The following is a 13,002-nucleotide window of genomic DNA, read 5'->3' as shown; positions in this document are numbered from 1 at the left end:
TAAATAGTCATAAGACAATTAAATCAGTACTTCGCTGTATGTGTTCGCAGCGGCGGATACGTTATTTTTCAGGTCAGTCTCCAGGAACCACGCGAAAGAGGCATAGCCCCGCCATATGCGGCGCCAGCATTGCTGACGTTCGTCGGGCGTCATATTCAGCGGCAGGTCTTCCATGTAGGCGATAATCAAATCAACGGATTGCCGGGCGTGTCCGGCGGAAAAGTTGTCGATGGTGAGGTGGGCTTCCTCGTAAATGGTGTCGAAGCCATAACGGCGCAGCTTCTGAATCTCGTGCATACGCATTTCGCCCAGCCCCAGCATTTCAATTCCCAGGTTATAGCCCAGCAGTTCTTCATAAAATGTATCCGGGAACAGGGACATGCTCAGTTGGTGCAGGGAGAAGTCGTAAACATCCGGTAATTCCTGCTGGTGGCAGAATTCAGGGTCGCGGATGTGTGGAAGCGTAATTCCCATGCTGTGCAGGACACGCAGGATCAGCGTAATATGGTTTTTCTCCACGTCGCCACGCCCCATTTCATCTGCATAAATGGCCTGCATCATACCGTCGCTGCGGCGATGGCTACGCAATACGCTGCCGAAACGATGTGCCCAGGCACCGTCAATCATGCTTCCCAGCGCCATCAGTTTCTGATTGAAAATCACGCTTTCACGATCGGGAATGGTCGTCAACCGCGCCAGGGGGTTCACCAGTTTTTGCCAATAAATCGCGTCTGTTCGCGCCCTCAGGGCCTCAGGGCTGTAATCGAACTCGCTGGCGTCGGTGTAACGCCCCTGCTGACCACAGGCAAACAGCGCCTGAGCTTGTTGCAGCGTGTCCATCACCCGTTGTTTGATCGCCGCCAGATGGCTGGCATAGTGCTCAATGTTCACCAGGCGATAAAACAGCGTGCGGGCATCCGGCAATGATGGCGTTTCAAGGGTGAGCAGAGAATCAATGCAGGTACAACGATAGCGATCGCGCCAGATGGCTGCCTGCTCGCTTCCCGGTTCCCGGAAATGGCTCAGCGTAATTTCTCGTTCGTGCTGTTGGATATCGGCAATCCAGGACGCCATGATCTCAGCCTCACGCTGGCTGAAAATACCGAACATGGCTCCGCCAAAGCGGATGGCCTGCATGAAACGGCAGCCCTCCGGCTTTGCCTCTTTTTGACGTAAATACGGGGAGCGTTTAAAGGCGGTTAAAAACGCCGTCATCCCGGCAACGTCGTCAACACTCCATTGGCTCAGCGCTTTTTTCTCCAACATGACCAGTTGGTGCTGTTTCCCCGCAAAAGGAAAATGGCGCGCCATAACTTCAGCCATGCGATCATCCGGCGTTCGGGCCGCAAGCTGTTCCTGCTGCGTCAACAGCATGCCGGCATGACTCAGCTCCAGCTCCGTCGCCAGGCTGGCCGCCCGATAAAACCGTTGCAGATCCTCCTGACCACTCACGGAGTCATTACAGGCGCTCAACCAACCGTCCAGCAGCGCCGTGCACTGTGCTGTCGTCAGCGACGGCGGCATTTCCAGCAGCGCGTCATCAAAACCGAGCGCGTAATAAGCGAAATGAATACCGGCGACTTCCGGCAGGTAGCTGGCGGGCAAACGGGAAAACGCCAGCCAAAACACGGCCTGCCAGAGCGTCAGCGCATTGCTGTGCAACTGTGCCGGCGCGCCGGGTAAGCCGACAAAAGGAAGAATGATGCCTGACGCAGCAAAGCGGCGCTGACGTTGTTGTTGCTGGCTGAGGCTGATTTCACCCCTTCCCTTCAGCGTAAAGTGATGGTCATTCAACAGGTTCACGACGCCGGCAGGCTCGGTGGCGGGCTGGGATACCCGGTCAAGCCAGCATCCGGCCAGCATCGAAAGCAACGCCCGTTGCTCCAGCAGGATACGGCGCTCTTCTTCATCAGACCGCAGCAGCATGGCCGCGGATTGTGCCAGTGTCGTTTTCGCCCGGGCAATCGACGCCTCAAACGCGGCGCGCTCCCATGCCGGCAACGGCAGAGGCGCACTCAGAAATGTCTGGCTAAGTTGTAAGGCCAGAATCTGCGGCGTTTCGCTTTCAATGTCGCTGACCAGGCTGCTGTACAGTTCGGATACATCCGCGCGGTCACGCAGCGCGATCAGCACCGCGTGGGCATCAGGCGAAAAATGAAATTTTTCATCGGGCAGCGATGTGGTGTTATCGGTGAATGAGAAAGACATCAGACGCTTCCTTTTCGCAGTAACAGTGAGGCTCTGGCGCCGGGAATGCTGACCGCCAGTTGGTATAATCCGGTGTCGCTCACGGCCCCGTTATTCCGGGCATCGATAAAATTGATCAGCGGATCAGCGGCAAAGCAATGCCCGAAACGCGGGATATTGTCGGTATAAAGCTGCGCCCGCTGATAACCCGCCTGCATTTCATTCAGTTGACACAAAGGAAGATAAACGTTGCTGTGAAACAGACGGGTAATATCACCAAGCGTGATGCCTGCGGATGAAAATAAGTCCTGATTGACCCCCCGTACCAGCCCGGCTGAAAGCCCCTGATACAGTTGGCTGAGATCCTGCCGCCCGCCGCTGGCAAGCAGCGTATCGCCCCGGGACGTATCATCAGCATGACAAATCAGACAACTGGCGGCACCATCAGAGAAAAGCGCGAAGTTCTCTATCCGCTGTCGTTCATCACTGATAGCGTCGCTGGTGACGACCAGTGCCCGTCTTGCCTGGCCGCTGTGAATCAGGCCGCGGGCCAGATGGATCCCTTTGAGCAAATTCGTGCAACGCCCGAGCGACACGCCGGTGATCGCCGACTGCTCCAACTGCAGCTGGCCGGCAAACTCGCGCAAAAAATGCTGATGCGCCTCCGTGCCGCTTTGCAGCGAAGAGCTGCACACGATCGTCGTGTCGATGTCCTGCCCCGAGTAACCCGCTTCGGCGAGCGTCATCCGGGCCGTCTTTATCGCCATGTCCGTGACGCTGCCCGCTGTTTTGTAAATCTGCCCCCACCCCCACAAATCTGCCTGCAGCGGCATGGAAAACTGTTTTGCCCGCGCCTGAAGATCCGCAAGTTCATGCCAGGCAAGCGTTTGCTCACCCAACACATACTGCGCAGCCAGCAGCCTGCTCTGCGAAGCAGCTGCGGCGTTCAGCACGGGAGATCTCCGTTCTCAAGCAGCTTAGCCACATCAAAATAGCCGATGGCGCGCTCAAGGAAGCGGCAAGTACCGTGCTGCTGTAACTCCTGAAGCCCGGCAACAAATCCGCCCAGGGCAGCGCGGGACAGCGCTGAGCCCAGGCTGACACGGGTGACGCCGAGCGCAAACAGCTCCGTAACGGACAAACGATTACCCGCCCCCAGAAGCACATTTACCGGAGCATCAACGGCCGCGCATAGCGTTTTGATCGTGTCGGCGTCCGGCAGCGCCGGTGCGTAAAGTACGTTGGCGCCGGCATCACGGTATGCCTTTAGTCTTGCGATTGTGTCCTTAAGGTCGCAGACGCCATAAAGATAGTTTTCCGCCCGTGCCGTAATGGTGAAGGGAAACGGTAAACGTTTTGCCGCCTCGACCGCCGCTTCTACGCGGGCCACCGACGCGGCGAAATCCCGGATCGGGTTTGCCGGATCGCTGCTGTAATCTTCGATCGATCCCCCGACGGCGCCGCTTTCCGCGGCGGCACGGATGGTCTGCATAATGGCGTCGGCGTCGTCACCGAAACCATCTTCAAGATCGATAGACACAGGAATTTGAGTCACACCAACCAGTGCCCGGGCATTTTCCAGCGTTTCTTCAAGCGTTACGGACTGCGCGCGATCCAGCTTACCCAGAGAGAACGCCAACCCGGCGCTGGTCGTCCCGATAGCCTTAAACCCGGCGTTTTGCATCAGAATCGCGGTTCCGCGATCCCAGGGGTTCGGCATGACAAAAGGCGTTCCCCCGGTATGCAATTTTTTGAATCGTTCAGCCTTTTCGTATTGGCTCAAATTGTCAGGTTGCGTATTCGCCGTAAACATAAATAACCTCAGCAAACGTACACTTATATATATATGGAGTTATCGTCGATTCTTTTCCGGCTTTCATGAACCATCTCTTTGACGGCATTAATCACACTTTCCGGATGATCGTTAAAATAAAAATGATTCCCGGGTACCTGCTTTGTACCGAGAAAATACTGCGTATGTGACTGCCATTTCATCAGGCTGCCAACCGGAACATGCGCATCATCTTCACCGACGATAACCATCACGGGGGCGCTCACTGGCGCAGAATGTTGATAGCGATATCTGGCAATAAGCTGGAAATCGCGTTTTAATTTTTCGGCAACGATGTCATTCAGAAACGGATTGTGCATGAGGCTTTCGTCAATACCGTTGAAATAAGCCATCTCCTGAATAAACGTCTCATTATCCATTTCAGCCATACGGATGATGCGTGGCGAAGGTATTTCCGTCGGGCTCAGGCTGGCAGAAAGAAGCAATCCTGCAGGAGGTATCCGTAGCTTTTTTGCCACCTCCCAGGCGAGTATTGCCCCCATACTGTGGCCGAAAAGATAAAACGTCTTATCGGCTTCCCGTTCGATAGCGGCAGCAATGTTTTCCGTCAGCAGATTGATATCGGTTGGGTACGCTTCGCCGTAACGACGCCCGGTCCCGGGTAACGTCACGGCCTTCATGAGCAGATCGTCCGATAATCCGGGCTGCCAGCGAAGGTAATCCTCCGCGTTACCTCCCGCGTGAGCCAGGCAATACAGCACTGAATCATTTGACCGCGCTTCTCTGACCGCCGTAAACCAATGCCCTTGTCCAAGCCTGTAACTCATTTTTGCGGTAACTCCTGGTTTGTTGCAGGCATCCCGATCATCTCCCGCTAAGCCAAATCCGGAACATATCAACCTAACTAATGTTAATAAAATGTTTTTTTGCAATCATAACGTTGCATATTGAACTATGTACATAAGGATTTAACTTACGTTAATACAAAAAAAACCTTACATTGGATTTTATTTCAATTTAATCAATTAGTTAATTAATGACCAGATAAAGGCATAAAATAAAAATATCAGCGGTCATCATGGGATTTTATAGCGATGAACGCATCGGAAATATTTATATAATAAGAATATTTATATGTTTATTGCGTTTTAGTCAGATCAATTATGTCGTCGTTGTCTGCAATAAAATCATCTGATCATGTTTTTCGAAGCGGGGGGACTGAAGGATTTCCGGCAATCATGAGCGGCTTGGTTCATGTATTCACCGCCACCTACAGACTCAGGCGTGACGGATTACTCATTGCATCCGAGTAGCATCATCACTCCGGGTGAAGCAAAGCCACTAAATGTAATTGTGCCGTTTGGGATAGACATCATTTAAGTAGTACTGGCCGATAGCATTAACCTTCCAACGTACCGGATCGTGCAACGTATGCGTACGCGCATTGCGCCAGTGACGGTGCAGATTGAGTGACTCCCGGGTTGAACCAGCCCCGGCAAATTCAAAAAGCTTATTACTCGCCAATAACGCAATGTCGCTTGCCAGTACTTTTGCTATCCCCACGCGCACGGAAAGGCGGGCAAGGTCACCGTCGGTGTTGATTTCTGTTTCATCCAATTCTCCGGCTACCTGATCCAGCATGGCAACGGCAGCGGCATAACGAATTTCAAGATCGCCGATCCCCGCAATAAGATAGGGGTCGTCACTCGCCTTCTCCGCACCGCTGTCAACCCACGGACGGGCCGTTTGCCTGATATATTTTATCGCCTCATCGATAGATTCCCGGGCAATCCCAATATCAATTGATGAATGAATCAACTGTGAGCTGGCGCCGATTGGATGGACATCAAGAAATGCTTCGGTAAACGGAATAATATGCTCCTCATCCACCACGACGTCATTCAGCAGCACAGTACCGCTTGCCGTCACTTTTTGACCAAAGCCTGACCAGTCCGTTTTAATCTCCATACCCGGCGTGTCTTTCGGAACAAATGCATGCATGAACACGCCGATGTCATCTTTGGCAACAACGCCTATCCAGTCCGCGTGTATGCAGCCCGTCGCATAATACTTCTTACCGTTCAGTCGCCAGGCCCCGCTTTCCTGCGTCAGCGTTGTCTGTATATCGGATGCATTCTTGCCACCGATTTCCGACGCTGCCTGAGCAAACTTTTTACCCGCCAGGATTTCGTTAAAGAAAAATTGCTTCTGAGAAGGAAGGGCCACAGCGTTGAGGAGATCGATAATATGAAAATGGCTGCGGGGAATTTGCGCTATTGAGGGGTCGGCTGCCGCAATAAGGCGCGTTATTTGACTGAGCGCTTTATAACCTAAGTCAAGACCGCCATACTCCCGTGGTACTGTCACGGCCCAAAGCCCGGATGACGCGTAGGCATCCACCTGCTCCGTGCTGATATGACGGCTCTGATCCCGCTCAGATGCGCTGTGGCGTAACCATTGTGCAATATCATCAGCATCAGACAACGACTTGGATAACTGCGGACTTATCATTGATTTCATAGTACATGGCTCCAGAGTGGTTGCTTTTCAGAGCATGTATATTAAACGTTAATGAAATGTTTTTTCTTAGTTATTTCCGCTGATATCCTAAGGAAAATCCTGATTAGACTGTCTTCTTGTTACACCATGTAATCACGCATATTACGGTGAAGACTGAAATCAGCTTTTCCTTGATATACCCTCAGCGAAATACTCATATACAGGCATTATCACTCCACTTAATATTCTTGGTATCAAAGAGATAAAGCTCGGTGTCATATCAACGGGGGCTCAAATGATTACCATTATGTCCGTATTCCTGTTAGCCGGAATAGTAAAAGGTGTGATTGGTCTGGGGCTACCAACAATATCCATGGGGTTATTAACTGTCGTGATGGCGCCAGCCAGTGCAGCCAGTTTGTTAATTATTCCATCTTTGGTAACTAATATATGGCAACTCTTTATTGGCCCCGCATTCCTTAATTTAATAAAAAGATTATGGGGATTTATCGCAGGAATTTTCATTGGCACACTATTCAGTGTGCTGCCTGGTTTATCATCTACATCCTCATGGACTGAAGTGGCGTTGGGTATCGTTCTTATTCTGTATGGCCTTTGGGGGCTTATTGCCACAAAACTCCCCTCCCCAGGCAAATCAGAGAAGTGGCTCTCACCACTGGTGGGGTATATTACCGGCGCCATTACCGCGGCAACCGGCGTTTTCGTTATTCCGGCAGTCCCCTATCTGCAATCGCTCCAATTAAATAAAAACGATCTTGTCCAGGCGCTCGGGCTGGCTTTTACGGCTTCCACCATCGCGCTGGCAATGCATTTATCGTTGGATAGCAAATTAGAACATGTTGACTATTATTTGTCCGCCATTGCCTTGATCCCTGCAATTGCAGGGATGTATGCAGGTCAATACCTGCGCAAGGTGATCAGCGAACTCACCTTCCGGCGCTGTTTTTTTAGCGGCTTAATCGCGCTGGGCGCCTATATGGCACTCAAGTAGCAATTATGGATCAGACGGGTATTGCACAAGAAAATCAACGAACTCCTTCACATACCCCGGCAGATCGGTAAAGTCTCGCGCACAAATGATAAGTTTGCGGTCAGCCCAACTTTCTGACAGACGGATAATTTTACTGTTGTGATGATGACAATAACGATTTGCGGCCTGCCTCGGGAGAATTGCGATACCTACGCCGCTACTGACAACCTGCATCACGGCATCAAACGTGGTCATACGAACACGGTAGTTAAGACGGTGCCCCAATTTTTTAGCGTGATCTTCAATATGTTCCTGAAGTGCGCTCCCTTCAGATAATCCGATAAATTCAGCCGCGACGATCTCTTCAAACGTCGTGCTTGTGGTATCACGCCAACAACCATTTGCCGGTGCAAACACGACCAACTCGTCACTACGGAAAGGCAGTGAGGCCAGTCCGTTCAATTCGGTCGAGTCAGCCACGATACCTAAATTCGCTGTTTGATTCTTAATAGCAGCAACAATGTCGTAGCTGGGCATTTCTTTAACGGAAACGGAAATATTGGGCTTACTGAGTAAATAAGGACCGAGCAGGCCGGGTAAAAACTCGCTCTGCGCTGAAGAATTACATAATAAATTGATATGTCCGCGCAGCCCTTTACCGTATTGGTACAATTCACTGCGCATATGATCAAACTGCTGCAGGACGATATTGGCATGATTGACCAACGAATATCCCGCATCTGACAGCCTCACGCCTTTTCTCGAACGGCTCAATAACGGAACACCCAGCTCGCCTTCCATACCGCGGATGCGCTCGCTGGCTGACTGCAATGTAAGGTTTGACAATGCAGCACCACCAGTAATACTACCCGCCTTATAGACATTCAGAAACAAACGTAAGTCGATGATATCAAACCGCATAAGAAAGCCTACCTCACTGACTCCGCATCCCGCACGACGTTCGCGCTATGCCACCAGCGAGGATGTCCTATGCGCAAGTGAAAAACATTATCACTTCTTTACAAACTTAGGCAAGCCAAAGGTCTATCGTACATCGACTGTAACAATGCCTCCTTGCCCCAGAACGGTGACTCGCCATTTTTGCCTTATCTCACAGTACCTGCAGCTTTGATTCAGTCTGGCATTCTCACCGTAGCCACCATGTACCGCGCAGGACCGTATTTTGTAGTGACATTTCCCCGGATCCGGCTTACACGGAAATCGGATCTGCCGTGTGGAAAAAAAGGATTTTTGCAGCATCGCAATTAAAATGATGATAATGATGGGTGCTGAGCAACAGTACAAAAGAGAATAGATAATCCATATTTGAAATATATGCTGTTCATCGCTTACGATGAAAAAACGCATACGGTTGATAGCCTCGCCGCGTTGAAAACCGTAAAATCATCCTGGCCAGGAAAGGACATCATACTGCAACGTACTTTATACCAGGCACGTTACACAGGAGGGGGATATGGCACACGACCGGCACGAACTCACCGCCAAATACCTGTGGATCAATTATGGTTTGGCCTTGCTGTTGTACGCCATCTTGCTCGGCGGGGGAATTTATGACGGTCTGATTGCTGGTAAAGACGGTTTATATTATGCAGTCGTGCTAACCATCTGTGGATTGTTATTCCCGTTCGCCTGTTTTGGTGTGGAAAAAATAGCCCTGAATTTTACGAGTAAGAAATTCTGGACTACCGGATTTTTTATCGACACACCGGGTAAAAATGGTTTGTGGACACTGTTTTATCTTTTTTGTTTTACCTTCGCGATCCCCTTAGGCGGTATTTATTTTCTTTTCCAGGGCGTAAAGAAATGCGGCCTGAACAGGCCGCAGACAAGTAAATAATTACAGGCTCATTACAAACTTATTAATACGATCCATCAAGGCATCATCAATCAGGGCGCTGGTGAATGCCATGATCAGCGCATAGCCGACAATTCCCATCAGCGTCGCCGTCAGGGCGGCAAAGGCCACCGCGGCCGACGCCAGCCCGGAAGTAGCCAGCCTTTCCGCTGTTCGGAAAGCGTCGTTCCAGTCACCGGTACGCACGCCTTTCGTGACTGCAACCCGCATATCGTTGATATCGATAGCCGTACCGACCAGGCCAAACGCTTCGTATATAACGCTGATGACAACTTCTCTCCAAACTACCAGTTGTATGAAATATAAACATGAGCGGTGCATTATCTGTAGAGTGTAAGTAACTTCTTATTAAATGTATTTCTGGAAAATTAACTTTCTGGAGTGAAAAATGTGTGACGTTTATATGCTGGCATCACAATTATTATTGTTAGCCTCAGAGACCCCTATATACATTCATTCAAGTTATAATTAAACACTGCATAGGATAATTCTTTTTATTAGCGCCAGTTATTTTTTCAACCTTTATATAACGCATCATATTATAAATTATTTTTTTGACACAAATATTGCTCGCAGTATATTCTTTAAATATATGGTGTTCTGTTAAGATAAATAATAGAACAATGTGGGAAAGTTAGCATAATATTGAAAGGAGATTACTTATGGCTGATAAATTGTATGTGTCGGCGACTGTTGAACGTGTCATCAAAGCAAGTGATGGGAGTACTCTTAGAAGGGGTGATGTTGCCTATGATGAACCTCTTATTTTAAAGGGCGGGAGCCAGCCAAACACGAAAGTGTTTGTTTATGACAATGGTAAACTGATTGGCACAGTAACTACCGATCAGTATGGTGACTGGAGTTTGCCAGTAAGTAATTTGACTGCAAGCCATGCGGCACAAGGTATTCCTTGCGACATGCATAAATTTACAGCAATGCCGGAAGCCAGCAGCACTATCATCCCTGTAAAAGCAGGTAGCTATGATCTTTTACTGATCGAGAAGTATCAAGCTCCCTCCCAGGCATCAGATGTTGTTACAGAAATAACTGAAACAGTAAGCTTGGTAGGAGAGCATGAGGATTCGCTGAATCTGGCGGCTACATCTCATGACTCTGATCCCGTTTCCCCTCCGCAGGCCATCAGTTTTTCTGAAGTGCTGACAACCGGTGAAACCACCCTGGCTTTTGCTCCCACAGAAATGCAACAGGAAGAGACTGTGGAGATTGCAGGTAATAACGCCGAAATGATTGCTGATGTTACTCCGTTTGCATACGCTTGTGATGTATCCGCACTGTTGGTTGAAGATGTCCAGTTGCAACTGGCAAGCTGATATTGTGTTAAATGAGCATCTTCCGTGAAGGTATATCTCATTTGAGCGCAATGTAATTACGTGTAAGCCCGATTTGAATCGGGCTTTTTGATTCTGCCCACGCAAGGGGTGGGCTGCTCCTATGCCGGTAGGCGCTCCTGCCGTGGGGGCTATCCATCATAGAAATATCCATAGCTCAGACTACGAGAAAACTCTACTTATAAACACACCGATTTTTCGGGGCTGTCTGCGGTTATCCGACGTTCTGAACGACGCGAAGATGTGAACTACACCACTACTGGGAATAATCACTTTGGCATAATCTAATAAATAGCTGTCCTTTTTTGAAGCCCTTATCACGCATCCTGGGAGGGTTGCAGGCGGGACAATTAGGATCACGTACAGCGCCCATGTGGTAGCCAGGGTTGCACGATTCGATATATAGGGGCAAATCCAATGAGAACCACATGGAATCCGTAAAGCAGATTACCCGCAGTTGCGCGGTGTCACCCTGAGCTGACCCCAGTAGAGCGCGGTATGTAGTTCTGGTTTTCTGCACAACCGGCTAACAAGACAGTCGTCATCATCACAGACGATTTAGCATAAATAGTGTTATGTACCATTGATATGTAACTTCTGAAGGCCCAGGAAATCGTCCGCACCTCCTGTCTTATGCTGGTGAAGAACCTAAAACCATTGACAACTGACTTATACAGGTTCGATCTAAGCTGAGTAGCCGGCAACATTATCACGCCCCATTGGGTGAATGTTTTTTGTTGATGAGCCGTAATATATTTACGGCCAACGTCGACAGCATCGCGCCGTATGTCTTACTGACTCTGGAAGCAGCCTGACGCCGTCGCACCTTTCCTGAACGGCACCAGATTTACGGAAGGTGCTTACCTGTTGCCGGATGGCACGGTTCGCTACTCAAACCGTGACAATGAGTTATTCAAACTGAAACTGGGGGAGCAATTTAAACCCGACAGGAAAGGGTAACGGACTCCCCCCAGGAGGTAAAGCCAAACGGCTTACCTCCCTGTTTTATACTAACGCAGCACAACACCAACGGTCAGCAAAATATTAGCAAAGCGCCGGGTTTCCCCGGATGCGATAACTAATAACGTATCGTCAGACTTAGCCATATCATAAAACGCCTGTCTGTCGACATACGCCATCTCAACCGATGCCGGTAACTGCTTTTTATATTCCCGCTCGATGGTATTATCGAAATCTTCCGGGTAAGCCATCAGCGTGGCGCTTTCCACGTTGATGTGGCAAAGAATTTTATCAAGAATAATCGTACTGCTAATCATCCCTGGCGATAAGTTCAGATAAATAATCGTCGCATGCCGGGATGCATTGGTGACGAACGAATAATTGCTGTCGGCAATGAGTATTTTGGCCTTATGACCGCATTTCGCCAACGCACACAATAATTCAGGATGGATGATCTCTGACTTAATCATATTATTACCTCACATCATGCGGTGGAAGGGCCACTTCCGCCGCCATGCGCCTTACATCCGGTAAACACCGCCGTTAATGTCGATCGTCGCACCGGAAATGAACCCGTCATATTCGGACGCCAGAAAACAGATCGCATTCGCCACATCTTCCGGTGTTCCCGCTCTGCCCAACGGAATATCCCGGATGGTTTGGTCAGCGGATTCTTTCGTCGTATGCTGATTATGGAAGCGGGTGCCCAGGATCAAACCGGGAGCAACGGCGTTAACCCGAATCTGGTGCTCTCCCAGCTCCGCAGCAAGCGAGCGCGTCCACGTCAGCACGGCGCCTTTGGTCATGGAGTAAACCAGAGATCCGGAATGCCCGCCGGAACGTCCTGCCAGAGAAGCCAGGTTTACAATGCTGGCGCCTTCATCGGCAACTTTCAGGTAGGGTAATGCACTTTGTGTTACGTTCAGCATCGTGGTCATATTAATATCAATCACGGTTTGCCAGAATTTAATGTCGATATCGCCCAACCACTTTCTGGCAATAATACCGCCGACGTTATTAACCAGAATATCTATGCCGCCTAAAAATTCCGCGGCAGCAGAAACACACTGCACGGCAGCCGGTTCATTGGTTAAATCGGCAAACCCGTAAGCGGCTTTTTGCCCGCGGCTCTCCGCAAGCGCGACCAGTTCTTTCGGCCCCTCTTCCCCGCTAAAATAATGGATGTAGACATCGCAGCCCGCTTCAATCAGTTTCTGCGCGGTGGCCTTACCAATCCCCTGCTCCGCACCCGTAATAAATGCTTTTTTTCCCGCTAAAGTTCCCATTTTTCGACTCCGTTTATTCTCTGTGTCTGCACGCGCCGGGCATAAATAATCCCACTCGCGTT

12 protein-coding genes are annotated in these 13,002 nt (G+C 50.0%); 3 read left to right on the top strand and 9 right to left on the bottom strand.

From position 1 onward, the window contains the following. Positions 1 to 18: 18 nt before the first annotated feature. The 5 genes from C8D90_RS04820 to C8D90_RS04800 form a co-directional block, all read right to left on the bottom strand. Positions 19 to 2,208, bottom strand: coding sequence for an iron-containing redox enzyme family protein (locus C8D90_RS04820; protein WP_115457304.1), 2,190 nt, complete (start codon positions 2,206 to 2,208; stop codon positions 19 to 21). Then, positions 2,208 to 3,140, bottom strand: coding sequence for a 3-oxoacyl-ACP synthase (locus C8D90_RS04815; protein ID WP_115457303.1), 933 nt, complete (start codon positions 3,138 to 3,140; stop codon positions 2,208 to 2,210). Before C8D90_RS04815 ends, C8D90_RS04820 begins: the two co-directional genes overlap by 1 nt. Beyond that, complete coding sequence (locus C8D90_RS04810) at positions 3,134 to 4,000, bottom strand: isocitrate lyase/PEP mutase family protein (protein ID WP_115457302.1); 867 nt, start codon at positions 3,998 to 4,000, stop codon at positions 3,134 to 3,136. Before C8D90_RS04810 ends, C8D90_RS04815 begins: the two co-directional genes overlap by 7 nt. Before the next feature lie 23 nt (positions 4,001 to 4,023). Beyond that, positions 4,024 to 4,806, bottom strand: a complete 783-nt coding sequence (locus C8D90_RS04805; RefSeq protein ID WP_115457301.1) for a thioesterase II family protein — start codon at positions 4,804 to 4,806, stop codon at positions 4,024 to 4,026. Between the two features lie 514 nt (positions 4,807 to 5,320). Further along, the gene (locus C8D90_RS04800) at positions 5,321 to 6,499 is read right to left on the bottom strand and encodes an SfnB family sulfur acquisition oxidoreductase (protein ID WP_115457300.1); all 1,179 of its coding nucleotides are present in this window, start codon (positions 6,497 to 6,499) and stop codon (positions 5,321 to 5,323) included. A gap of 274 nt (positions 6,500 to 6,773) precedes the next feature. Here C8D90_RS04800 and C8D90_RS04795 point away from each other — a divergent pair, with 274 nt between their 5' ends. Further along, positions 6,774 to 7,490, top strand: a complete 717-nt coding sequence (locus C8D90_RS04795; RefSeq protein WP_115457299.1) for a sulfite exporter TauE/SafE family protein — start codon at positions 6,774 to 6,776, stop codon at positions 7,488 to 7,490. Positions 7,491 to 7,493: 3 nt separating this feature from the next. On the opposite strand, the gene C8D90_RS04790 is transcribed toward C8D90_RS04795, so the two are convergent. After that, positions 7,494 to 8,390: a LysR family transcriptional regulator gene (locus C8D90_RS04790; protein WP_115457298.1), complete on the bottom strand. Its 897-nt coding sequence runs from the start codon at positions 8,388 to 8,390 to the stop codon at positions 7,494 to 7,496. A 553-nt stretch (positions 8,391 to 8,943) separates the two neighbouring features. On the opposite strand from C8D90_RS04790, the gene C8D90_RS04785 reads away from it, so the two are divergent. Then, on the top strand, positions 8,944 to 9,327 hold the full coding sequence (locus tag C8D90_RS04785; protein WP_115457297.1) for a colicin E1 family microcin immunity protein: 384 nt from the start codon (positions 8,944 to 8,946) through the stop codon (positions 9,325 to 9,327). Here C8D90_RS04785 and C8D90_RS04780 read toward each other — a convergent pair whose 3' ends face one another. Next, on the bottom strand, positions 9,328 to 9,666 hold the full coding sequence (locus C8D90_RS04780) for a colicin-like pore-forming protein (protein WP_115457296.1): 339 nt from the start codon (positions 9,664 to 9,666) through the stop codon (positions 9,328 to 9,330). A gap of 341 nt (positions 9,667 to 10,007) precedes the next feature. Here C8D90_RS04780 and C8D90_RS04775 point away from each other — a divergent pair, with 341 nt between their 5' ends. Further along, positions 10,008 to 10,676 carry a hypothetical protein gene (locus C8D90_RS04775; RefSeq protein ID WP_115457295.1) on the top strand — a complete coding sequence of 223 codons (669 nt, stop codon included), beginning with the start codon at positions 10,008 to 10,010 and terminating at the stop codon, positions 10,674 to 10,676. A gap of 1,028 nt (positions 10,677 to 11,704) precedes the next feature. On the opposite strand, the gene C8D90_RS04765 is transcribed toward C8D90_RS04775, so the two are convergent. Together C8D90_RS04765 and C8D90_RS04760 are read right to left on the bottom strand one after the other, a co-directional pair. Continuing rightward, positions 11,705 to 12,124, bottom strand: coding sequence for an RbsD/FucU family protein (locus C8D90_RS04765; RefSeq protein WP_115457294.1), 420 nt, complete (start codon positions 12,122 to 12,124; stop codon positions 11,705 to 11,707). A 51-nt stretch (positions 12,125 to 12,175) separates the two neighbouring features. Beyond that, entirely contained in the window at positions 12,176 to 12,940 is a 765-nt protein-coding gene (locus tag C8D90_RS04760; protein WP_115457293.1) for an SDR family NAD(P)-dependent oxidoreductase, read from the bottom strand. Between the last annotated feature and the right edge of the window lie 62 nt (positions 12,941 to 13,002).

Origin of the sequence: Enterobacillus tribolii (genome assembly GCF_003363015.1) — a bacterium.
GTDB classification, from domain to species: domain Bacteria; phylum Pseudomonadota; class Gammaproteobacteria; order Enterobacterales; family Enterobacteriaceae; genus Enterobacillus; species Enterobacillus tribolii.
Note: the sequence above shows the minus strand (reverse complement) of the source record. Positions and strands in the feature narration are given on the sequence as shown.

What these genes read in the sequence shown, in the direction of transcription:
- C8D90_RS04790 (WP_115457298.1), bottom strand. Translation starts at nt 8,390, where the DNA reads ATGCGGTTTGATATCATCGACTTACGTTTGTTTCTGAATGTCTATAAG.
- C8D90_RS04785 (WP_115457297.1), top strand. Translation starts at nt 8,944, where the DNA reads ATGGCACACGACCGGCACGAACTCACCGCCAAATACCTGTGGATCAAT.
- C8D90_RS04795 (WP_115457299.1), top strand. Translation starts at nt 6,774, where the DNA reads ATGATTACCATTATGTCCGTATTCCTGTTAGCCGGAATAGTAAAAGGT.
- C8D90_RS04780 (WP_115457296.1), bottom strand. Translation starts at nt 9,666, where the DNA reads ATGCACCGCTCATGTTTATATTTCATACAACTGGTAGTTTGGAGAGAA.
- C8D90_RS04775 (WP_115457295.1), top strand. Translation starts at nt 10,008, where the DNA reads ATGGCTGATAAATTGTATGTGTCGGCGACTGTTGAACGTGTCATCAAA.
- C8D90_RS04760 (WP_115457293.1), bottom strand. Translation starts at nt 12,940, where the DNA reads ATGGGAACTTTAGCGGGAAAAAAAGCATTTATTACGGGTGCGGAGCAG.
- C8D90_RS04800 (WP_115457300.1), bottom strand. Translation starts at nt 6,499, where the DNA reads ATGAAATCAATGATAAGTCCGCAGTTATCCAAGTCGTTGTCTGATGCT.
- C8D90_RS04805 (WP_115457301.1), bottom strand. Translation starts at nt 4,806, where the DNA reads ATGAGTTACAGGCTTGGACAAGGGCATTGGTTTACGGCGGTCAGAGAA.
- C8D90_RS04810 (WP_115457302.1), bottom strand. Translation starts at nt 4,000, where the DNA reads ATGTTTACGGCGAATACGCAACCTGACAATTTGAGCCAATACGAAAAG.
- C8D90_RS04765 (WP_115457294.1), bottom strand. Translation starts at nt 12,124, where the DNA reads ATGATTAAGTCAGAGATCATCCATCCTGAATTATTGTGTGCGTTGGCG.
- C8D90_RS04820 (WP_115457304.1), bottom strand. Translation starts at nt 2,208, where the DNA reads ATGTCTTTCTCATTCACCGATAACACCACATCGCTGCCCGATGAAAAA.